The 21,670-nt window shown below is 62.9% G+C and carries 14 protein-coding genes; 8 read left to right on the top strand and 6 right to left on the bottom strand.

Going from position 1 to position 21,670, the window contains the following annotated elements; translation table 11 throughout:
- Positions 1 to 177: 177 nt before the first annotated feature.
- From KTC28_RS22005 to KTC28_RS21990, 4 genes are all read left to right on the top strand, one after another.
- Positions 178 to 1,203, top strand: a complete 1,026-nt coding sequence (locus tag KTC28_RS22005) for an IS110 family RNA-guided transposase (RefSeq protein WP_216711183.1) — start codon at positions 178 to 180, stop codon at positions 1,201 to 1,203.
- A gap of 540 nt (positions 1,204 to 1,743) precedes the next feature.
- Entirely contained in the window at positions 1,744 to 6,951 is a 5,208-nt protein-coding gene (locus KTC28_RS22000; RefSeq protein WP_223132339.1) for an NACHT domain-containing protein, read from the top strand.
- Between the two features lie 167 nt (positions 6,952 to 7,118).
- Positions 7,119 to 7,394, top strand: coding sequence for a hypothetical protein (locus tag KTC28_RS21995; protein ID WP_216711181.1), 276 nt, complete (start codon positions 7,119 to 7,121; stop codon positions 7,392 to 7,394).
- 81 nt (positions 7,395 to 7,475) lie between these two features.
- Positions 7,476 to 9,389, top strand: a complete 1,914-nt coding sequence (locus KTC28_RS21990) for a DUF7380 domain-containing protein (protein WP_216711180.1) — start codon at positions 7,476 to 7,478, stop codon at positions 9,387 to 9,389.
- Positions 9,390 to 9,662: 273 nt separating this feature from the next.
- Here KTC28_RS21990 and KTC28_RS21985 read toward each other — a convergent pair whose 3' ends face one another.
- The 5 genes from KTC28_RS21985 to KTC28_RS21965 form a co-directional block, all read right to left on the bottom strand.
- Positions 9,663 to 10,262, bottom strand: coding sequence for a hypothetical protein (locus tag KTC28_RS21985; protein ID WP_216711179.1), 600 nt, complete (start codon positions 10,260 to 10,262; stop codon positions 9,663 to 9,665).
- 64 nt (positions 10,263 to 10,326) lie between these two features.
- Positions 10,327 to 10,995 carry a hypothetical protein gene (locus tag KTC28_RS21980; protein WP_216711178.1) on the bottom strand — a complete coding sequence of 223 codons (669 nt, stop codon included), beginning with the start codon at positions 10,993 to 10,995 and terminating at the stop codon, positions 10,327 to 10,329.
- A gap of 81 nt (positions 10,996 to 11,076) precedes the next feature.
- The gene (locus KTC28_RS21975; RefSeq protein ID WP_216711177.1) at positions 11,077 to 13,284 is read right to left on the bottom strand and encodes a hypothetical protein; all 2,208 of its coding nucleotides are present in this window, start codon (positions 13,282 to 13,284) and stop codon (positions 11,077 to 11,079) included.
- A gap of 3 nt (positions 13,285 to 13,287) precedes the next feature.
- On the bottom strand, positions 13,288 to 14,436 hold the full coding sequence (locus tag KTC28_RS21970) for a hypothetical protein (RefSeq protein ID WP_216711176.1): 1,149 nt from the start codon (positions 14,434 to 14,436) through the stop codon (positions 13,288 to 13,290).
- A gap of 328 nt (positions 14,437 to 14,764) precedes the next feature.
- Entirely contained in the window at positions 14,765 to 15,361 is a 597-nt protein-coding gene (locus tag KTC28_RS21965; RefSeq protein ID WP_216711175.1) for a PEPxxWA-CTERM sorting domain-containing protein, read from the bottom strand.
- Between the two features lie 322 nt (positions 15,362 to 15,683).
- Here KTC28_RS21965 and KTC28_RS21960 point away from each other — a divergent pair, with 322 nt between their 5' ends.
- The 4 genes from KTC28_RS21960 to tnpC all read left to right on the top strand — a co-directional run bounded on the left by KTC28_RS21960 (position 15,684) and on the right by tnpC (position 19,215).
- A complete protein-coding gene (locus KTC28_RS21960; RefSeq protein WP_223132338.1) occupies positions 15,684 to 16,292 on the top strand; it encodes an Npun_F0296 family exosortase-dependent surface protein in 609 nt (202 codons plus the stop codon).
- Between the two features lie 513 nt (positions 16,293 to 16,805).
- Positions 16,806 to 17,159, top strand: coding sequence for an IS66-like element accessory protein TnpA (tnpA, locus tag KTC28_RS21955; RefSeq protein WP_216711666.1), 354 nt, complete (start codon positions 16,806 to 16,808; stop codon positions 17,157 to 17,159).
- Positions 17,156 to 17,503 carry an IS66 family insertion sequence element accessory protein TnpB gene (gene tnpB, locus KTC28_RS21950; RefSeq protein WP_216711667.1) on the top strand — a complete coding sequence of 116 codons (348 nt, stop codon included), beginning with the start codon at positions 17,156 to 17,158 and terminating at the stop codon, positions 17,501 to 17,503. The genes tnpA and tnpB overlap by 4 nt, the downstream gene beginning before the upstream one ends.
- 71 nt (positions 17,504 to 17,574) lie before the next feature.
- Complete coding sequence (tnpC, locus tag KTC28_RS21945; RefSeq protein ID WP_216711668.1) at positions 17,575 to 19,215, top strand: IS66 family transposase; 1,641 nt, start codon at positions 17,575 to 17,577, stop codon at positions 19,213 to 19,215.
- Between the two features lie 947 nt (positions 19,216 to 20,162).
- Here the strand turns inward: tnpC and KTC28_RS21940 are convergent.
- On the bottom strand, positions 20,163 to 20,825 hold the full coding sequence (locus KTC28_RS21940; RefSeq protein ID WP_255602553.1) for a PEPxxWA-CTERM sorting domain-containing protein: 663 nt from the start codon (positions 20,823 to 20,825) through the stop codon (positions 20,163 to 20,165).
- Positions 20,826 to 21,670: the final 845 nt, after the last annotated feature.

Below are 21,670 nucleotides of genomic sequence, written 5' to 3'. Positions count from 1 at the left end.
TCTGGCTCGTAGCGAGCGAAAGCAATCGTTCGCTGATAAGGCGGCAACGGCAGCTACGCGCCCATTTTCGGCCGCACAAGATCGCTGCCGATCTGCCCAAAAGCGATGGGGTGGACGCCCCCTGACGGCATCAATGTGCCAGAGTGGAGGTGTTCATCACCACTGAAGGAGGCGTCCGTGAGCGAGGTTAGCACAGTCGGCATCGATCTGGCCAAGTCGGTTTTCCAGGTTCACGGCTCGGATTCGGGCGGTGCCGTGTTGATTCGTAAGAAGCTACGGCGGGATCAGGTGTTGGGGTTCTTCGCGACGTTGCCGCGGTGCGTGGTGGCGATGGAGGCGTGCGCGAGCGCGCACTATTGGGCCCGCGAGATCGCCACCCTGGGCCACGACACCCGGCTCATCCCGCCGGCGTATGTGAAGCCGTTCGTGAAGCGGCAGAAGAACGACATGGCCGACGCGGAGGCGATCTGCGAAGCGGCGCAGCGCCCGACGATGCGCTTCGTCCGGGGCAAGAGCGCGGCGCAGCAGGCCTCGGCCGTGGTGTTCCGCACGCGCGACATTCTCGTGCGCCAGCGCACCCAGCTGATCAACGCCTTGCGCGGGCATCTCACCGAGTTCGGCTATGTCGTGCGCCAAGGTGTCGGACACGTTGGCAAGCTGGTCGAGATTGTCGGCGATCCTGCATCCGACATCCCGGCCGAAGCGCGGCCGGTGCTGGTCGTCATCGCACAGAGCCTGCAAGCACTACAGGCGCAGATCGCTCTCCTCGACCGCGAGATCGCGGCCCGGGCAAAGGCAGACCCGGTGGCGCAACGTTTGATGACCATACCTGGCGTCGGTCCAGTCATCGCGACCGCACTGGTGGCGTTGGCTCCGGCGGCGAGCACCTTCCGTCGCGGCCGCGACTTTGCCGCCTGGCTGGGCCTCGTCCCGAGGCAGCACTCCAGCGGCGGCAAGGAACGGCTCGGACGAACAACCAAGATGGGCGAGCGCAGTCTGCGACGGCTGCTGATCCTCGGCGCGAGCTCGGCGACCAAGGTCGCGGCGCGCAATCCCGACAAGGCCAGTGCCTGGCTGGCCGGCATGCTGGCGCGCAAGCCGCGCATGCTGGTCACCGTTGCGTTGGCCAACAAGATGGCGAGGATCGTCTGGGCGCTAATGGCGCACGGCGGATCCTACAGAGCTCCGGCCGCGGCGGTGTAGCCGCCACGGCTCGAGGCGTCAGGGACGCAAGGTAAGGTCAGTAGAGAGGTATGGCGCAACGGTCAGTAGACGGGGTCGGGAAAACCAGTGAACTGTCCGAGCGCCTCGAGCGCGCAAAAGCGGTCTGGACCCGATCCGCGATCTCCATACAGGCCAGCAGCCGTGATGATGGCTGCATCAAAAGGCCGGACACACGGAAGCACCTGAACCCGCGCAACCATGCCCTCAAAAAACCTCTTGCATCCATCGGGGCGTCCACACACGGTCGTTCCTTCAGATTTCCCGTCGCGGTGGCTTCGCGCCCAATCACGACCATTCAGTGGCCCGATGCACGAGCCCGGAAGCGGTCGTCCGTTCACTACCGTCAGGGGGCCCGATGTGCCGGATCGCAAAGTTCACGTGATCGCGCTTGGTAAACGTGAATTTCCATGCGTTTGAACTTCATGCCGAACTGCGGGGAAAACCGCCGGGAGACGACCCGCTGGTGCACGGGGTTTGTAGATACATGCCGGACCCAATAGACTGCTGAATGACCCTCCTTTGCTTGAACCCGCGCACGATCGTTCTCACATCGTATCGATGAGAACAGAGGGGACGCCAGAGACAGTCGAACATGGATCCAGCCCGGCATCGCGCGGGGCAGCGGGCGCGTATCTCGAGGGCGAGCTCGGCGCGCTGTATCTTCTAGCGCTGCTGAGTGGCAACCGCGCGCCGGGGCTGCCCGAGGCGCGCATCGTGAGTGTGCGGTTCCAGGGGGTTGAGCAAGGCTTCACGCTTGACGATCTCGTCATCAACGGCGTTGGGATTGCCGGCGATTTCATCCTCGAGATTCAGTCGAAGCGCGACATCACATTCTCGCCCGGCGACGCCGTCTACAAGGACGTCGCGCTGCAGATTGCGGCAAGCATGGTCAAGAACGTCCCGGTGGAGCGGCATCTGCTCGGAATCGCGACCCAGCGTACAAGCCGCAAGATATCGGGCGCCTATCAGGACGTGCTAAAATGGGCGCGGACGGCGACGACGGCGGCAGAATTCTTCGACCGGATCGCTGCCAAGGGCGTAGCCAATCAGGACATGCGCGATTTCGTCGCGACGACGCGCGCCAACCTGATCGCCGGCGGCATCGCCGATGAAGACGAGGTTATCTGGCTGCGGCTGCGGCGGATGCTAATCCTCGAATTCGATTTCGAAGCGAGCGCGCCGGTTGCCCGCCTCTATGGGCAGGCGCTCGCCCGCCAAGCGCTCGCCGCAGACGATCTCGCCCGTGCGGACGCGCTGTGGAGCCGTCTCGTCGATCTGTCGATCAAGACCGGCACCACCGGGGGCGAGATTGACGGGTCTGCGCTGAAGGCCAATCTGGCCGAAGCTGGGTTTCGCCTCGATGGAGACCGTGACTACGGTCCAGCGCGCGTCAGGCTCGCGGAGATGGCGACCAACACGCTCGCGCATATCGGCACCAGCGTCGCGGGCGTCACCCTGCCGCGCCTGGAGGCGGTCGCCGCCCTCGACGAAGCGTCGGAAGCGCATCGCTATATCGAGGTCCGCGGCGATACCGGCGTTGGCAAGTCCTGGGTGTTGCGGCACGTCGCCGAACGTGTCTCGCGCCTGGCACCGATCATCGTGCTCGACCGCGATGCGACGCCTGGTGGCGGATGGCTCTCCTTTGCCAATACTCTGGGCATTCCGGGCACGGCGAGGGACTTCCTGACCGACCTTGCCGCAAGCGGCGGCGCGGTATTGTTCATCGATGGCATCGACATGTTCGATGACACCGGACGGCAGCGCACGATCAGTGAGCTGTTGCGGGCGGCGAGCGCGATCCCTGGCTTTTCAGTGATCGCTACGACCCGCACCGCCGGAAGTACGGACGTCGAGCCTTGGCTCGATGACCAGATTGTGTCGTCCTTCGGCGGTGTCCATCCGGTTCAGGTGGGGGCGCTGTCCGACGACGAGGTGGCGATCCTCGTTAATCAGGCACCTGCACTTCGCGTGCTACTCGACCCCGCCCATCCAGCCGCCCCCTTGGCGCGTAATCTTTACCGCCTGTCCCGGCTCCTGAAGATCCCGAGCGCGACGAAGATTCGGACCGAGGCCGCGCTCGCCCGTCTCTGGTGGACGAGCGCCGATGGGGCCGCGTCAGGCGATGTGCGGGCGGCGCAGCGACTCCTCGCCGAACTTGCGGACCGTGCTTTGTTAGAAACCACCGGCATCGAGGTCCGCGTTGATTCGACGGCGCGGTCGCATTTGCTCAGCGCGCAGTCGTTGCGCGAGGTCAGACGCGACCAGCTCGCCTTTTATCATGACGTGCTACGCGACTGGGCGATCGGCAATTATCTCGCTGAGGATCTTGAGCGGGTTGCCGCGCTCGATCTGAGCCTGCCGGTGTCGGCGAGCATCGCACGCGGGATCGAGTTCGCTGCTCGCCTGACGCTGGAGGGCGGGGCGGATTGCGCCGGTTGGATCGACCTGCTCACGCGATTGTCGCCGCATGGCGCACATGGTTCGTGGCGGCGTCAGGCGCTGCTCGCCGCCGTTCGGTCGGAGGCCGGGTTCGAGCTTTTGGGCAAAGGCAGCGCGGCCCTGCTGGCCGACGACGCTGCGCTGCTGGTCGAGCTAATCACGACGATCGTGGCGGTCGAGACTGTGGCGACGACCGACCTGATGGTCCAGCCAGACGGAACGAAGGTCGATCTTCCACGCTCGTTCCGCACCGACATCACCGGCTCGGCAACCCTCGTCCTGCGATGGGTCCTTGCCCATTCTGCCGAGATTCCGATTGCGGCGATCGGGGCGGTGGCCGACCTCGTTCAGGTCCAGCTCTACTTCCTCAAGGTCGTGCGCCCGCTTGCCCAACCAACGGCGGTGTTGCTGTTCGGCTGGCTGCGGCAACTCGACGTGCGCGATGCCACGGTCACGATACCCGGCGAGCGCAGCCTGTTCCGATCGTTCATGGACGCGCGTCGCGCCGCGGTCGACAAGCTTCGGCTGATGGCGCTCCTCCTTGGTGAGTTCGCCCCGGATGAGCTGAAAGCCTATTTGACCGCGATCAGCGGGGAACGGGACAGTTATAAGGTCAAGGAGCTCCGCCCTTTCTCGAAGGTGATCGCCCCGGTTGCACCGGCCGAGCTCGCCTCACTGATCCTGACGAGCCTGATCGAGAAACGCGAGCGGCCTCGCCGCCGCGATCGGTCGATGGAGCGCGCGTTCACCTTTGCTGATAGCGATTATTTGCCGGCGTCACCCGCGCAGCCGCCATTTCTCGACCTGCTCGAGGCTGACCCGGCGGAAGGGCTGAAGCTGATCCGCATGCTGGTGGCGGCGGTCGTCGCGTTCAACAGCGACGGGCGCGAACCCGGCGACGATGGGTTCACGGTCGAGGTCGGCGGTGCGCCACGCTTATTTCCCTGGCGCAACACCTATTTCTGGTCGCGCGACCAGAGCCATGAATATTCGGCCGCGTCCGGCCTGAAGGCGCTCGAGGCCTGGAGCCAGAAACGATTGGACGACGGCGCGCCCGTCGACGCGGTGCTGGCCGATGTCCTCGGGCCTGAGGGCAGCTGCGCCGCCTATCTGCTGGTCGCGATCGACGTGTTCCTATCGCATTTCGGCGTAGGGCGCGACGCGCTCGCGCCGTTCATCGCCGATCCCGAGCTGCTGGCAACGGACCGTATCCGTCAATCGCACGACCAAATGGGCTCACTTGACCGGCTGACGATTGGCAACGAGCCCGCAGGCACCGTTCGGCTCGCTGACCTGAAGGCGCGGCTGTCGCGAGGTGCCTCGCTGTTCGACATCGTCCCCTATTATTTGGGCGACGATACCGTCGCAAACCGCTTGCGCGGGCAGCTAGGTACAGCCGTCGCGCAGCTGGAGCCGTACGAGGCGTATTCTAAGTGGAGCGACACGCGCTTCATCGCACGCTTTGCGAACAACATGCTGCAGCGGTCCAACTGGACCGATGCGGGCGACGGCAAGCTGGCCTATCAGTCGCCACCGGACGAAGCCGCCCATCTGATAGCGATGGAATCGAAGCGCGTTGACTTCGTGCGATCGACCGAGATCGAATCGCGCATCAGTCTCGCGATCGACGGCGCTGGACAGTACGCGACCTGCGCAACGGCGCGCGAGGCCGTCGCCTATGCCGAGGGCGGCGTGCCGGATGACAGCGATACGGATTCGCTTAAATCGCGCTCGACCCGGCTGATCACCACCGCCTTGCTGGTCGCCCGCGACGGGGACGATGCGTTGCTGGAAACGCATGAAGCTTGGGTCCGGCACGTCATCGACATCGCGCTGCAGGAGAAGTCGGACCGGGGTGGCGGATCACAGGACACGCTCCGCTTCAACCGGCCAGCGATCGCGACCCTCGCGCTGATCCATCTTTGGGCGCGCAAGAGCGGCAGCGCGGATCGCGACGCGCTGGTGCGGCTCGCGACGCGAAAGGACCGCGCTGCAGCGGTGGCCTTTTCGACAGGACTGGAGCGGGTTCTGGGCACCGATCCAAGACTGTTCAAGATGGCCATGCGCGCCGCGCTCGCGAGCATGACGTGGCGCTGGGAAAGCTATGAGGAAGAGGATGCCGTCGAACAGGCGCAATTTGGCGAGGCGCGGGCCGCAGCGATTGACGCGGCGGTGACGGCAGAGATCGCCTGGCTCGAAGGGGCCGATGAGCCGTCCTGGCCGGAATGGCCCGACGAACGCCCGCATCTGCGCCGCGGCTCGCGGATTCGAGTGCCCAGTCCAGTGACACCGGAGGAATTCGACGCTGACGACGCGGCGGAGACCGCCGTCGCCGAGCCGGCCTCGATCATCCATGTCGACAGCCGGGCGGCTGCGCAGTGGCTGTGCATGATCCAGACCGCACCAAAAGATACGGTGCCGTGGCGCCGGGATGTGATTGATGCCTATGCTGCTTGGACGGCGCGCATGAACGGACATGGCTTGCCGGTCGATATCGAGATCGACCGCGACCCGCATGACTGGAATGTGCACTATTCTGCGCTGTTTGCCGAGCGTCTGATCGATGAGTCGGATTCGGCATTCGATTGCGACATGACCTTGGTGGCCGAGCTGCCAGACGAGCCGTTTGGTGACGTCGCGCAGAAAATCATGCACGCGGTCGACGCGCTGTACTTCAACGATCCGCAACGGTCCGCCGATCGGCCGGCTGCGGTACGCGCCCGGCTGGTGGCGCGCGTGACGACGCTCAACCGCTGGACGCATGCCGGTGATCCGGCGAGCGCGCGGATCGACATGGAGAGCGGTGGCATTATCGCCAAGATGCTACTCAACACCCATGATCCGCTCAACGGGACGCACAGCTATTTACCGGTCGCGTTGTTCGATCGGGTTGATCCGATGCTGGACGTGATGCGCCCGATGCTAGCGGGAGGCCCGACTACCTTTGTCGCCTTGTGCACGATGAACCTGCTCCTGGTCGCGCCGCGCGCGCGACATCTCGATTTCTTGCTGGAGGCCGCCGAGGCGTGGTTCGGACGGACCCAAGGCGCCGGCTTGTGGATCAGTACCGGGATCGGCCGTAAGGTCGTTCATTGGTTCGAGGCTGCGACAATCGAGGACCCGTCGTTGCTCGCGCCGACGCATCCCTCGCGCACCCGCATCGACAGGGTGCTGGGGCAGCTTGTCGGGGTCGGCGTTGCCGAGGCGCACGATCTTGAGCTGCGGGTCGAGGCGGCCGCTGGCGCGGGGACGGCCCAGCAAACGATCGGCCAGATATCGCAAGCCTGAGCCGATAGGGGGCGTTGCGGGGCATCCCTCGCAGAAGGGGTAGGGCGAGACCGGGCTCGACCGCAGGGGAAGGCCTTTCCCCTCTTTCCCGGCCCTTCGATACTCGTTCTCAACGTCCCCAGGCGGCATTTTCGTAGATGGCGGCATAACCAACTTGCAAACAGGTGATGCCGATGCCTTCGAGGAAGAAGAGCTTTCGCGTCCTCGCGATCGTCCTTCTTGTCAAGGGTATAGATGTACCAGGCGGGGTGCGTACGTTTCGGGAATTTGCGGAAGTAGCGCGCCCGCTCGATCAGCAGCCAGCGCATAAACACCTCGTTCTCGCCGAGACCGAGACCGAAGAACAAAAGCGGCTTTTAAAATACGAGATGGACCCAGCTTCTGGCGCCAGCCCAATTGACGCGGTTCCTGGTGCCAAACAGATTGGCGTCGCCGCGATGTAACCAGGTGCGCGTGGCGTTGCACCGAGCCGCACCATTGCTATCTATGGCTAGAGATTGGGACAAAGACTTGGGGCATCCCAGATGAGCGACGACGTTGCAGTTCTCGGCAAAAATGACGAGGACGCTGGGCAGCCCTCTGAACCGCAGCCGCTTTATGAAGAGGTGACGGCTGACGATTTTGTGTCTGTCGATCTGAATGCGCTGACTGGTAGCATGGCCCGTCTAGATCGGCATGCGCTGGTCGATCTGCTTTGGTCGAAGGTCAAGGACGCGGCCGATAGTGGTGACGTGCGAGCCGAACGCGTCTACCGCCTTGTCTTGGCGCTAGTGGGTCTGCATCTTCGTGTCGAAAGCGAAGGCGATCCCTTCGGTTTGCAGTGGCAGAACGGGACGCGGCGCACCGCGATCCCGCATGACTTCCGGGGTAATCAGAGCGAAATCCTCGCCGATCTCGCGCCCAACATCGTCCATCCGACGCTGCGCGCGCGTTTTGCGGACATCGCCTATGAGACCGGCGTGCGCCGCGCCGGGCGCACGGCGGTCGATGCCTATTGCGAAATCGCGCGCCGCATCGCCGATGGCAGTGCCGCGCTGGAATTTCCCGACATCGGCACGCGGGCCATGGACTGCGTGAAGCCGCTCGAACGCAGTTTCATGATCAATGCCCGTATCGCCAAGCGGGGAACGCTGGTCGAACCGATCGCCGAAACCTTGCGCCTCGCTTTCGACAATGCCGTTGCCGAACGGGCCTATTTCCCGCTCGCCCAGCTAGGGCGGCGTGTCCTCCAGCACAAGCTGATCCCTGCCGAGGAGGTCGCGGAGACCGCCGCCAGTCTCGCGTCCACGGCCCTACCGGAAGACTATGACATGGCGGTCAAGGAATGCTGGAACCTCGCAGCCGACGCCTATGACCGCGCAGGCGATGAAGATGCCAGCCGCGACGCTGCGATCAGGTCGATTGAACGGACGCTCGCCATGGCTGACACCGTGCCGTCGAGTTCTGCGAAGGCGCATTGGGTCAAGCAGGCGCTGCGCGAATTCCGTGCGCGCGGCGATGCCAAGGATCGCGTCGATGAGATGCGCCGGCGCTTGCGCGAGTTGCAGGATAAGGCGCTCGACGAATTCTCAGGCATCCCCTTCAAGCTCGACGGGATCGAAGAGGTCCGCGACCAGACCTACGCACAGTTCAATGCGCTGGGCCTGACCGACGCGCTGCGGTCAATGGTCGGCTTCTCCAAGCCCGACGATGTCGAGAAGTTGAAGGCGCTGGTGCTCCAGCAGGCCAAGGACTTTCCGCTCTCGAACCTGTTCGCGACTAGTTACGCTGACCATGAGGGGCGCGAAGTGGCGCGCGGGCCATCGCTCGACTTCGACGATCAGCCGAGCGAAGCTTGGTACAAGGAACACGGTATCCGCCACATGTCGATCGTTCGCCGCTTCAGGGTTCACGGCAATATCGAGCCTGCCCGCCGGGCGGTGCTGGAACGGTTTTCGATCAACGAACAGCATATGCTGCCGATCGTCCAGATAAGCAGCTTCATCCCCGCGGGGCACCATCACATCTTCTCAGTTGGCTTCGCGCGACTGTGGCAGGGCGACTATGCGACCGCCGGGCATCTGCTCTTGCCGCAGATCGAGAACTCGCTGCGCCATATCCTCCAGATGTCGGGGCGGGACTCAGCGAAGATGGAAGAAGACGGCATCGAAGGCGATCGGCCGCTCAATATCCTGCTGGGATATTGTCAGGCAGACCTCGAAGCGATCCTCGGTGTCGACATGGTGTGGGAACTCGATGCGCTGCTGAATTTCAGGCCCGGCCCAGCGCTTCGGCACCAGTTAGCGCACGGCAAGATGGGCTGGAATGCCTTCTTCTCCGACGAAGCGGTTTCCGCTTGCTGGATGGTCTATCTGCTGACGGTCTCGCCGCTCCTGCGACATTGGGACAGCCATGTTGCGCCTGCGATCGCTGCAATGACGCCGAGCGGCGAGATTTGAACCCGTCAGCAATTTGGCCGCACAGTATCAGGTCGGGTCGGCTCGACGCTCGCGGACGCGCCGCCAAACTTCGCTTTGGGGCAATGGCCGAACGACCTTGCCGCCGTCCGTGATCGGAAAGTCGGCGAACGACCAGAACCGGCTCTTCATATTTGCGTCGATACACGTCTGGTCCCGACGAAACCTGCCGTGCGGATTGGAAGAAGCCGTTGATCAGCCACGCAGCGGCGCCGGCGATGATCAGCAGTTCGCGCTATGATACGATGCGTCGGGTCATTCATAGTCGCCGTAGAGCGTGCGCCAAGCGACCTCGACGTCGGTCTTGGTCCGTCCGGGCGGCGCCTTGCCAAGGATTCCACGGACAGTGACGTTCCGCAGCAGTTTGGTGTCGCGCTTGTTGGCGAGATTTTCGTTCTGCCAGTAGGCGAAACCCATCAGCATGCGCTCAAGCCATAGGATGGTGGGCCTCTTCGAGCGTCCCTTTCCGAAGCGATAGCGAGCGCCGCGTAACACAAGGGGAAGGAAGAACATCACAGGCCTGCCACCACGCGGGCAATCCTTAAGCACCTGGCGATAGATTTCGAGTTTGTGCGGCTGAAACGCTTCCGCCTTGAAGCCGCCCGTCGCGACGGTCATGCCGACATACCAGGGGACCGGCGTCCGATCACCACGCTGGAGCGCGAACAGATAGCAGCCGATCGCCTGAGGAAGCTTGATCTTCAGTGACCCCGCGTGAGCTTTTGGATGCTTTGCCAGCTTTTCCCATAGGTCGGCCTGCACCGAACCTTTGATGATGCACCCCCGGTCAAGTTCGAACGGCCCGAAAACGTCGAAATATGTTTCCTGGGTCGGCTCATCGTCTTCCATCGGCATGCGATTGAATCCTCGTCGGGGCGTCCAGCGGCCGCCCCGGACCTTGAAATTGGGCCGTCTGATATCACAAGAAAATGGGCGGGCCGGTGACGTCGATCGCTACCCCGGCCTTGGCGCCATAGTCCTGAATCCACGCGCCAAGCGCTTCGGCGCTCTCGAATATCTGATCGTTCGCCAACTTCTCGTCGCCCGCGACGCAGTCCAATATGTCTCTAAACTGCTCGGCGACGTTGCGCGAAGACAGCGCCTCGACGCGGGAATTCGGAAAACGCAGCACCTCGGTCGCTGGCACACTTCGCACGCCTGCACTACCGTACACCCACACATAGGCTCCCTTGGTGGAGCGGTCGGACATCTTTCTGCATTGACCGAGCAATCGGTCGCGCTCAGCTGCGCGGCCGCCATCGCCCTCCGACTTGGCCTGGATCAGTATACCCTTGGAGATGTTCATTACGTCGTCCTCGCTACGGACTCGAATCGCCAGGAATAGGTCGACGCCGGTCCGCTTCTCGAGAGTGCCGGGACCGCGGTCCGGGATATCAGCCGACACCACTTCGACCAAATAGCCATTGATTTGGAGATTTTGCATCGTCGCCTCGATCCGCTCGGCGATCCGAGCCGAAATCGCTGCCTCCTGCGCACCCCGGCGAAGCTGCTTGGTCAATGTGTTGTCGGCCGCTGATCGGATCATGTCAGCGATCACATTTCGTACGAGTTCATCATGCTCCAGCACCAAAACTACTCCCTGCTACCTACGATAACGTTCCTGCTGCAGTGCATTTCTGAGGTAAATGCGCGGGACTAGGCCCGGAATTCAAAAGAGCCTAGCGCGGCAGAGCTGGACGAGCTCGGCGACGAGCGGGGGGTGCGTCGGGTTGACGGCCAAGATCTCGGACAGCTTTCCGGTCGGAAGGCGGAGGCGCCCGCTGCCAAGGGCGATAAGCGCCTCCACGGCGGCCTCGCCGCGCGGACGGTGGGCGCCGTCGATGATGCGACCCACGATCCGCACTGCGTCGAGCCGCGCGCCGGCGTCGCCCGAGAAGTCGATCTCGGTGGGCCGGGCAGCGCGGAGCAGGCTCGCCTGTATGACGCCGTCGTTGAACCGGCCGAGATTCGATGGATCGAGCAAGGTCTGCTGGAACCAGTTCGCTCGCAGCGCCCGCGCGCCGGGCTTCAGTGCCGTGGTGCGGAGCTTCTGGAGGACGTTGCTGATCGTATAGAAGACGTCCGCCTGCGTCGGCTTTGCTGTGGTCCTCTCGGGCAGCTCCGGTGACCAGAAAACGAAGCCCGGTTGTAGCACAAGCGGGGTGGATCCGCAGGCGACGAACAAGTCGTCCGTTAGGGGCGCTGAGGTCCTTCGGAGCAGGGCCTGCCGAGCAGCAAGGGGCGTTGAGAGTGTGGCGCCACGCACGACCGCGTCGTCGAGGAAGGCGAGCTCGGCCCGCCATGCGTTCGGGGTTCCGGCCGACGGCAGAACCAACTCCTCGATTGCGGCGAACCTGTGCGGGCTCGGCTCTTGGGTTTGAACGAGCGTTCTCTCTAGATGCTGTCGCCCGCCCGCGCTGGCCGACTTAACCAAGCCGACCACGTAAATCTGCGGGGAGTTCGGTCGGACCTTCCGGAGGTCGCGGCTGATATCGAGCAGCGCCCTCCCGCTCTCGATCACCGCGGCGGCTATCACGATGGGTGAGCCGTTCAGCGGCACGCCGTCCTTAGCGTCGCTCCGGTCGAGGTCGTCGATGCCGGAGCGTTCGACGAATACGGGAGCTACGCCCGCTTTTTCGAGCAAGTCCTTAGCGAACGGCATCGAGTCGCCATTCAGGACGATGCACTCACGCGTGCTTGAGGGTACGTGGGTCTTCGCGAAATAGTCGAGGCGCTTTGCGAACTCTGGCGCGCGCCAAAGCCGATCTGCGTCGACGATGTACTGCCGGGCCGTCGCGCCCGTCGCAAGCGACACGCCGAACGCCCCGGATCCGGCGAGTCTATCCATGGTAGGCGCGAGGCGGTCGGGCGCATCCTTCTTGTTGAGCGTAATCGGCTCGAATTCGGGGCCGCTGAGATCGAACTGGTCCCCGCGCAACTCGACAGCGATCGATCCCGCGTCGCAGAGGGCGCAGTTAGGCTCGCGGTACGTCTCGCGCGCCTCCGCGATGCCGAGCGGGTTCAGCATTTTATCGAATGAGAGATCGACCGCCGACGGAAAGCGCGGCGAGGAGGCTCCGAGGTAGAGGACATGCGCGATCCGGGATCGATCGACCTTGCGGCCCTCTACGATGGATCCAAGACTGCCGCTCGATGTCGCCGAGATGAGGACAACGGCGGTCTCGCTTCCGCTGAAGTCGTAGGTCGCAACGCCGAGATAGGACCGGAAGCTGTCGCACCGCAAAGGCCGGCGTCCCGGCTGGAGCACGCCGAGATGCTCGTTCACGGCCGAGACGAGCGCGAACATGGAAGGCGTGTCGACGTGTGCCTGCACCACGTCGTCCGGGATGAGCGGCAGCAGCGCCATCGCGATGATCGAGATCTCCGCGTGGCGCACCAGCAGGTTGGACAGGCGCATGAAACGATCGGTGTGCCGCCCCGAAGGATTACGGAAGTGATAGCTGGCGTTGGCCTCGACGAAGCCGCCGTGATTGAGGAAGATCGCCGTGGCGGATCGCCTTCCGATCTCCTCCAGCGTGATCCCGCTCTCCACTCCGTCGCCGATCGCGACCTCGCGGCCGGCCTCCGCACCCTTTCGGTCAAAGCCGATGACGGTGACGGTCGCGTGCGGGGCGAGCCGGTGGCGGAGACGCCTTAGATCGCGATGGTTCTTGATAGCCGCGATCGTAGAGGCCCGGCTGGGCTCTCGGACGACGACCACGACATCGTCTGGCACTAGATTGCGTTCGACCTCGTCGTCGATCAGTGCCACGAAGGTGTCTGCGGGAAGCGCGTCGGCGGCAAGGAAGACCACGAACGTGTCGATTGCGTGGGTCTTCGTCGGTCTTTCAAGGCGAAGCGAGTAGAACGGGCGCAAGGCCTAGGCTCCCAGGGGAAAGAGCAGCGTGAAGAGAGTGCCGGCGATGGGCGCGATGCGGCCGCCCGGGTCCGCCCAGTCGCGGAGCTCGGGAAGCTCACCGAACGCGCGCTGCTCCTCGAGACCGAGGTCGCTGAATAGCGACAGCCTGCCGGTCCTGAGCCTCAGGAAGCCGTTTCGCTCGCGCAGAAGGTCGATCACGGTCGGCAGGCCGAGGCCCGCCGAGGAGATCGACTTCCGGGAGACATTCTTGCCGAAGCACCGCCGGACTAGCAGGAGCTCCTCGTTCCGATCGATCGACGTGAGCGGCCGCGCCGAGAGACTGGCGGCCATGCCGGGCCCGGTGTCGAACACCGAGAGTTCGATCAACTGGATGTCGCGGTTGCCCGCCCGCGCGGGGCGCAGCCGCGAGAAGTAATCGGAGAACGGCTTGGCCTCGGCTGCAAGCGCCGGCAGCATCTTCGGCGTGATTGAGTGGCGACGGGCATGGAAGCCCCGCACCGACTTTGTCGGTACGTCCCCGCGATCGTTCACGCGGCCATGCTCCTCAGTGTTGCGGAACAGCTCGTGCAGCGCACCGCCCAGGGCCGAGGTGAAGCCTTCCGGTATCCCTCGGGAGAGCGCCGTCGGGACCAATTCTTTCAGCACCTCCGCCGCGAAAAGGTTGAAGGCGGGTAGCCTCCGGACCTGGAGCACGCCTTGTTCGCTCGGCGCGTAGAAGGATCTCGGATGGCTTTTCGCGAGGTGGTCGAAGCAGACGATTTCCAGCTGCGGCCCCCTGGAGCCGTCCTCTGGCGTCGCGGACTGAAGGAGCGAGAGGCGTTCGAGCGCGGCCTTCCGGAGAACCTCGGTGAGATCGGGGCCCCGGATGCTCGAGATCGTGTCCGCGACCAGGATGCCAACCAGGCCGTGGAGCCTGCTGACCAACCGTTCGATTTGCACCTCGTCGACCGGGCCCTCGGCGTAGCTCACTAACTCCGCCGGATTCGCCTCGTTTGCCCAAGTCGAGACGGCCTGCACGAATGCGGCCTCTCCGCCGGCGGCGTGGTGCCTCGCGCGCGTCGGGATCTGCAGCTTTCCGACCGTGCCTGCATAAATGTGGCGGAGAAAGTCTTCGGCTGCGGAGACCGTCATGAAGCTTGAAAGTTGCATCTCTTACCCTTCGTGGCACCAGCAAGGTTCACCTACAAGCAATGGATCGGGCTGGTCGGATGATAGCGCGCCATCGACTGCGCCAAGCAACTTGAATGAAGGGCAGCTCACGACGACGACGTGCCCGACAGCGGCCAGTCACCTAACGGCCCCATCAAACGGCCGGGCCACATGTGAAACGTTACAGGGCATCTTGGCACAAAGCTTTAGTGTCTTAGATCGCTATTATAGCTAACTCACGCGTCGGTGCCCGTCGCTGTAGCGAATACGCGAATGCCGCGGTTCCGGTGGGAAACCGCGGCACAGCATTCAGACCTCAGATTGCAAATTAGGCGAGAACGACCTTCGTCGCGCGACGACGCATAACCGTGCCGATGCCACCGAAGCCGGCGATCATCATCGCCCACGATGCCGGCTCCGGCACTGCACCTCCGACGACCAAATTGTCGATGCGTGCATAGCTATTGAGCGTATTGTTAGCAGTCTCACCGGGTAAAAAGCTGAAGGCAACGCTGGTGACAGCGGCCATGCCGAATGTGAAGGTCTGCAAAGCGCCTGTCATCGGGATTGCGAGCGCGGTAGGCGTGCCGCCGTCAAAGGCAATTCGTAGAGTGCCGCCGAAAATGTCATTGTTAACGTTGCCGAGATCGAGCGAAGTAAAATTGAAGGTGCCGCCGCTATCCTTGGTCAAGGTGTAGGTAGGCCCTTTGTAATTGAAGGTGAGCGTACCGTCGTTGGCGTAGGTGCTATATGCCCAGCCGTCCGACTGCGGAAACTCAAATCCTGTGCCGGTGAGCGTAAAGCCTTTCTCCGAGTAGGTCGGGCCAAACAGCATATTTTGCGGTGCCGAATTGAAATCGATTGTGGCGGCGGTGGCGGCAGCAGGCATCGCGGCGATAGCGATGAGGAGGATCAAACGGCTCATATGCGACTTCCTTTATGTTTCCCCGCCGCCGCACAATCCGCCCATTTTGCGACTGTCCGCTACGCCCGAAGGGTTAGGATCCATTAATAATAGACTCGCCATGTTCCGAAGCCGCTCTATCAAAAGATCACAAGAGCAGCTGAACACTTGTCGCCATCGAAGATCTACTAGGCCGCAAACTGTGTAAAATATGTCGGGATTCTTTACACTTATTGTGTGATCATTAAAACCTTGGCAGCCTTAACAACGCCTTAAGATCTGGCACGAAGCTTGCTCGGTCAAACGTGGGGTATCATCCCCGCCATTTGAAAAAGGGTGTGTCATGCGTAAATATCTCGCCACCACCGCACTGCTCGTCTTCGCCGGCAGCGCCAATGCCATGACCCTGGTTTCATCGACCAATGGTCCTGACATGGGCCCGGCTGCTAACCAGCATATTATCGCGGATTTTAACTCTGCTGCTGGATTGACCGGATCGTATACACTCGCGACCGGCTCCGTCTCGAGTCAATATGCTGCGCCACTCGGCGATTCGACGCAGTATCTGGCAGTCCTCGCTGGTCAGGTCGCCTCGTTGGCGATCTCGCCCGCTGTGAAGACATTGAGCTTCTATTGGGGATCGATCGACAACTATAATACGGTGAAATTCTTCTCTGGCGGCACCGAGGTCGGATCGTTCACCGGCAGCCAGGTCCCTCCGGCTCCGGCGGATGGTAGTCAGGGGAATCCCCTGAACAATCGGCGGGTGTTCTTCAGCTTCGACGGTGCCAAGGTCGACACGGTCCAGTTCAGCTCGTCGCAGAACGCGTTCGAACTCGATAATGTCGCTGCTGCGGTGCCCGAACCAGCGACATGGGCTCTCTTAGCTGTCGGCTTTGGGCTGGTTGGCGCATCGGTGCGCCGTCGGCACGCGTTTGTCGTCGCTGCCTGAACATATACGGTTGCGATCCAGCTGGGTCGCAACCGTACTGCTTGCGCGCTTACGCCCGCAGACGTTGATAGGCGCGGGGTGGTCGAGCAGATGTTGAAGTCGCTGAGCAGCGCGCCTCGAGGGCGCCATGATCGTCGTCGTAGACGACCCCGCCAACAACTGATTTCGCTCCTTCCCCTAGCGAACTGCGCCATCCGATTTTGCGGGTTGAAGTCGCGTTAGAGGCTTCGAACTACCTTAAAGAGATTACTGCGCTTAAGGCGGCGAACATCGAGGTTCACGTGCTAGAAACGTGCGAGGCCGCGAGCCTGTATAATCAACCGGCGGAGACCCGGCGCGTCGGCGGGCTGTTCCACTCGACCTGCTGGGACCGCCAAATCGGGCAATACATAATGACCGAAGCCGAATTTAAAGGTACGCCTCCGGTGAGGGCCGCCTTGAGTGATTTGGCGGCTGCGGTGACGTAGCACTGGTGCAAGCGACGGTGTTTGCACCAGTGTTAGCGACGGTGCGATGGGCCAGGTCACGGTATATTCGGGTGTCGAGCGTCGTCGCCGGTGGAGCGACGAGCAGAAGCGGGCCTTGATCGATGCGGCGTTTGCGCCCGACGCGATTGTCGCTGAGGTGGCGCGGGTCGCGGATGTTCGACCGAGCCAGATCTATCGGTGGCGTCGCGACCTGTACGGCACTGGCCACGCGGGCGCGGGCTTTGCGCCGGTCGTTGTCAGCGCCGACGCCCGCGATGTCGCGCCAGCATCATCACCGCCGCCGGCGATGCTGGTCGAGGTCGGTGGCTCTGTCGTGCGGATCGCAGCGGACGCGCCGGCAAAGCTGGTGACGGCGGTCCTGCGGTCGCTGGCGCGGTGATCCCGGTCCCGGGCGGCGTCCGGATCTGGCTCGCAACCGGTCACACCGATATGCGTAAAGGCATGCACGGGCTGGCGCTGCAGGTGCAGCAGGGGCTGCGCCGCGACCCGCACGCGGGCGACCTGTACATCTTCCGCGGACGCACCGGTGGCCTAGTGAAGATCCTGTGGCACGACGGCCTCGGCACGTCGCTTTATGCGAAGCGGCTCGACCGCGGTCGCTTCGTCTGGCCTTCCGCGACCGACGGTGTCGTCGCGATCTCGGCGTCGCAGATGGCGTGCATGTTGGAGGGCATCGACTGGCGCAACCCGCAGCATACATGGCGGCCAAGCGCTGCGGGATAGGGTCTTTTCCCAAGCCAGACGACGCCAAAACGCTTCACGGTTCCTCGCGATTTTGCTATGTTGTGGGGGCGATGGAAGCGTTGTCTCCCGCCGATATTATTGCGCTCCGACAGGCGCTTGACGAGGCACGAAGCGATGCCGCCGTCGCCCGGGCCGACGCCGCCAACGCTCGCGCGATCAACTCCGACCTTGAGGCCCGCATCGCCCTTCAGGCGCTCCAGATCGCGATGCTCAAGCGCGACCGGTTCGGCCAGCGTTCGGAGCGCAGTCGGCGATTGATCGACCAGATGGAGCTGGCCTTCGAGGAGGCCGAGGCAACCGCCGCTGCCGACGAAGCCGCCGCCGCTCATGCTGCAGCGAAGACCACGACCGTCACCGCGTTCGTCCGCGCCCGGCCGTCGCGGCAACCGCTGCCCGCGCACCTGCCGCGCGAGCGCGTCGTGATCCCGAGCCCTCCCTGCTGCGCCGGCTGCGGTTCGAACCGCCTGTCGAAGCTCGGCGAGGATGTCACCGAGACCCTCGAGGTAATCCCGCGCCAGTGGAAGGTCATCCAGACGGTGCGCGAGCGCTTCGCCTGCCGGGCCTGCGAGCGCGTCAGCCAGCCGCCGGCTCCGTTCCACGTCACCCCGCGAGGCCTGTTCGGCGCGAGCATGCTGGCGATGCTCCTGTTCGAGAAGTTCGGGCAGCACCAGCCGTTAAACCGGCAACGCGACCGTTATGCGCATGAAGGTGTCGATCTCAGCCTGTCGACGCTGGCCGACCAGGTCGGCGCCTGCACCGCCGCGCTTAAACCACTGTATCGGTTGATCGAGGCCCACGTCCTCGCCGCCGAGCGCCTGCACGGCGACGATACCACGGTGCCCGTGCTGGCTAAGGTCAAGACCGATATCGGCCGCATCTGGACTTACGTCCGCGACGACCGGCCGTTCGGCGGCCCGGCCCCGCCGGCGGCGCTGTTCCACTACTCGCGCGACCGGCGCGGTGAGCATCCGCGTGATCATCTGGCCCACTATAACGGCATCCTGCAGGCCGATGCCTATGCCGGGTACAACGCGCTGTTCAAGCCGGGCCGCTCCGCCGGGCAGGTCGCCCGCGCGCTGTGCTGGGCACACGCACGGCGCAAGTTCTTCGTTCTCGCCGACGTCGCCACCCAGGTGAAGCGCAAGCCCGACATTGCCCCGGTGATCTCGCCATTGGCGCTCGAGGCGGTGGCGCGGATCGACCGTATCTTCGACATCGAACGCGCGATCTGCGGCAAGACCGCCGAAGAGCGGCTCGCCGTGCGTCAGGAACTCGTCACGCCCATCGTAACCGAGCTCGAACACTGGCTGCGCCAGCAACGTGCGACGCTTGCCCGGCATAATCCGGTCGCGGTGGCGATCAACTACATGCTCAAGGACTGGCCCGCGTTCACCCGGTTCCTTGCCGATGGACGGATCTGCCTGACCAACAATGCCGCCGAACGAGCCCTGCGCGGTGTCGCCCTCGGCAGGAAGTCGTGGCTGTTCGCCGGCTCCGACCGCGGCGGACAGCGCGCTGCGTTCATGTACTCGCTCATCGTCACCGCAAAGCTCAACGATATCGATCCGCAGGCGTGGCTCGCCGATGTCCTCGGCCGCATCGCCGAACTCCCACAGCAGCGCCTCGCCGAACTGCTCCCGTGGAACTGGCGATCCGACACCTCAAACGTTCCGATCGCTCAAGCCGCCTGAGCATGCAGCAGCGAGCCTGCGGCCCTCACCGGATGCGTACATTTAAAGCGTGCCTTGTGCAAGATCGGCAGGAAGGAGCGCAGTTGTGCATCCTGCGCGCGAAGGGAACATTTATCGCGATCCGGAGGCTCGATGGCGACGAAGTGGTTTGCGAGCACGGTATACGGGTATCGCTCAGCCACCTTGTACGGGTAGGTTCCACCTTTCTCGAACGTCCGCGTGCGCCGGCCAGTCGGTAAGGTTGCAGCGCACTACTCAATCTTGAGTTGATCGAATTATCATCTCCTTTCACCCGGCCGGCATCAGGCTCCTCGTTGCGAGGATCTGTTGCGATCCAATCGCACAAGTGGGAACAAAACCGACGCCTTCAGTGAGCGCCGCAGACATATGCCACTTCGATAGTTCCCGGTGAGTATTTCGCGCCTCGTATGACGTCGCAGTGTCGACATCTCCAAGATGTGCCGCTGCACGTTGAACATGATAGTTGAAGCGATTCTCAAGCATCATGTTGCCAACCCTGATAATTAGCGGTTGGTTAGGATACGGCGTACTTGCAGACAAGGTTATTTAAAGGTTAATGACGAGCCGCCACGCGGGCGGGGATGCTTACGCGGCGGCTCTGGCGGTCCGTGCGGGGGGCTTGAACCGTTAACTATTCTTTGGGCGAGATAATCCCGCAGGGCCAGAGCGGCATATCGACTTATCCAAGTGGTCCATAGCCTAGATCATTTACGGCATCTTGGCTCATATCGGTCTTAACGCGTTGAGTAATCATTTTGGATTGGTTGCATAATCGAGAAGAAGTCAGAGGGCCTGCAATGATCCGAGAGATGGACGGTGCAGTGTCAGCCACAGGAGCGCAACGGCCGGGTGCAAGCCGGTTGTTCTCATTACGAAAGCCCCGCCAGATCGCTCTGACGGGGCTGTGGTATAGTGAAGCGGAAGGGTCAGGCGGCGACGATAGGCGCCCGGCGGCGCAACGCCGCCCCGACGAGCCCGAAGCCGGCGATCATCAGCGTCCATGCGGCAGGTTCGGGAACCGTACCACTGGCTGTGCGGAAGGCGACTTCACCGATCGCGCACGAGGGGTACGAGCCTGGGTTCGGCTGCGGGCAGTCGCTCATTCCAAATCGGACGAACTCAACGCTGGTCTTGGCGAAGCTGAAGACCTGCGCCGGATAGTTGGCCAACGGATTGTCGATCGGCATATATGTACCAATGGCGTTGAACGTGACGCCGTCGGCCGAACCCGTCAGCGCGAGCGTGCCTATGCCCGACGTTTCCTCGTTCCATAGCGCGAGTGCATTGATCGATTTGACCGAGCCGAGATCATAGGTGACCTGCGCTGTCGTCGAGCCATAATTGCTGAACCACTCGTTGCCAGCGAAGGCTAGACTGTGCATCGGATCGGTCGCGATATATGCGTCGAAATTCGTTACGCCAGGTACATAACTACTCAAGAGACCATTCTCATTGTAAGTATCGGCGATCGAGCCTTCGCCAGGACCGCCGACATCGATCGTCGCCGACACAGGCGCGGTGATAACGCCAGGACCTGCAAGGGCCGACGTGGAAATGAGCGAAACAGCAGCAAGTAGGACAGCTTTCATCGAGTATATCCCCTTATTCGGTGAGCCAGACGCCACGGCCTTGTCGACTGAAGCTCAGCTGACCACCCGCGCATTAACCATTATGCAAACCTTGTGCCAATATCAGTACTGCGCTTAAGTAGCTGACCGACCACGCAATGATTAACGATTTAAGCGTTTGACGAACCTAAAGTGTAAGAAAAACCGACACTATCCCGATCGTTTAAACCCTCCGGGAGGTCCAGTCGGGGGTGGATCGTCCACGTCTTCTCGGTAATCGCGGAGTCCGAGTGCAGTACCAATCACGAGCGCGCCATGGCCGGGATCGCCGCTCCGCCGCGTGCTGGCACCAGCTTAGGGCGGCCCAATCGATTTCGTCCGCCCGGCGGGGCAGCTGCGCCGCTCGATGAGGCGGTGCTGGTGCCCCGATAGGCCTGACAGTTTCTCTCGAGTTGAGCAGAGATAAACTCGCGGGGTGGACGATAGCCGATAACAGGCGACTTGGGCTTTCCTCGTCAAGAATCGGGTAGCGTTTGACGTCGCGGCTGCTCGCCTCGCCGAAAGCTCGCGCCTCTGACCGTATTAATAGTTCGTTTTTAATCGCAATGGGGCGCTGCTGGGCGAAGCCATATCGAGTCGCCTACAATACCGACTGCAAATCCTCGCCACTAGTCCTGAGCAGACCTCCTCATTACGGCCTTGCGCGTTAATTTAGGCGGCGGCTTGGATGTTCAATGCAGCCCGCTGAACAAACGTCTGCTTTCTGAAAGTGCGACGGCACGTCGGAATGTCCGGAGGTGGGTCTTGCCGGCGCACTACGGTGCATGGATGAAAGTCCGCTTTGCCGCATTCGATGCCCGAAACCT

The sequence above is a fragment of the Polymorphobacter megasporae genome (assembly GCF_018982885.2).
Lineage (GTDB): Bacteria > Pseudomonadota > Alphaproteobacteria > Sphingomonadales > Sphingomonadaceae > Polymorphobacter_B > Polymorphobacter_B megasporae.
This window is presented reverse-complemented; position numbering and strand designations above follow the sequence as displayed.

Coding starts and splice junctions, on each gene's coding strand:
- KTC28_RS21940 (WP_255602553.1), bottom strand. CDS start 20,825: ATGAAAGCTGTCCTACTTGCTGCTGTTTCGCTCATTTCCACGTCGGCC.
- tnpA (WP_216711666.1), top strand. CDS start 16,806: ATGGGCCAGGTCACGGTATATTCGGGTGTCGAGCGTCGTCGCCGGTGG.
- KTC28_RS21970 (WP_216711176.1), bottom strand. CDS start 14,436: ATGCAACTTTCAAGCTTCATGACGGTCTCCGCAGCCGAAGACTTTCTC.
- tnpC (WP_216711668.1), top strand. CDS start 17,575: ATGGAAGCGTTGTCTCCCGCCGATATTATTGCGCTCCGACAGGCGCTT.
- KTC28_RS21995 (WP_216711181.1), top strand. CDS start 7,119: ATGCCGATGCCTTCGAGGAAGAAGAGCTTTCGCGTCCTCGCGATCGTC.
- KTC28_RS21960 (WP_223132338.1), top strand. CDS start 15,684: ATGCGTAAATATCTCGCCACCACCGCACTGCTCGTCTTCGCCGGCAGC.
- KTC28_RS21965 (WP_216711175.1), bottom strand. CDS start 15,361: ATGAGCCGTTTGATCCTCCTCATCGCTATCGCCGCGATGCCTGCTGCC.
- KTC28_RS21990 (WP_216711180.1), top strand. CDS start 7,476: ATGAGCGACGACGTTGCAGTTCTCGGCAAAAATGACGAGGACGCTGGG.
- KTC28_RS21985 (WP_216711179.1), bottom strand. CDS start 10,262: ATGCCGATGGAAGACGATGAGCCGACCCAGGAAACATATTTCGACGTT.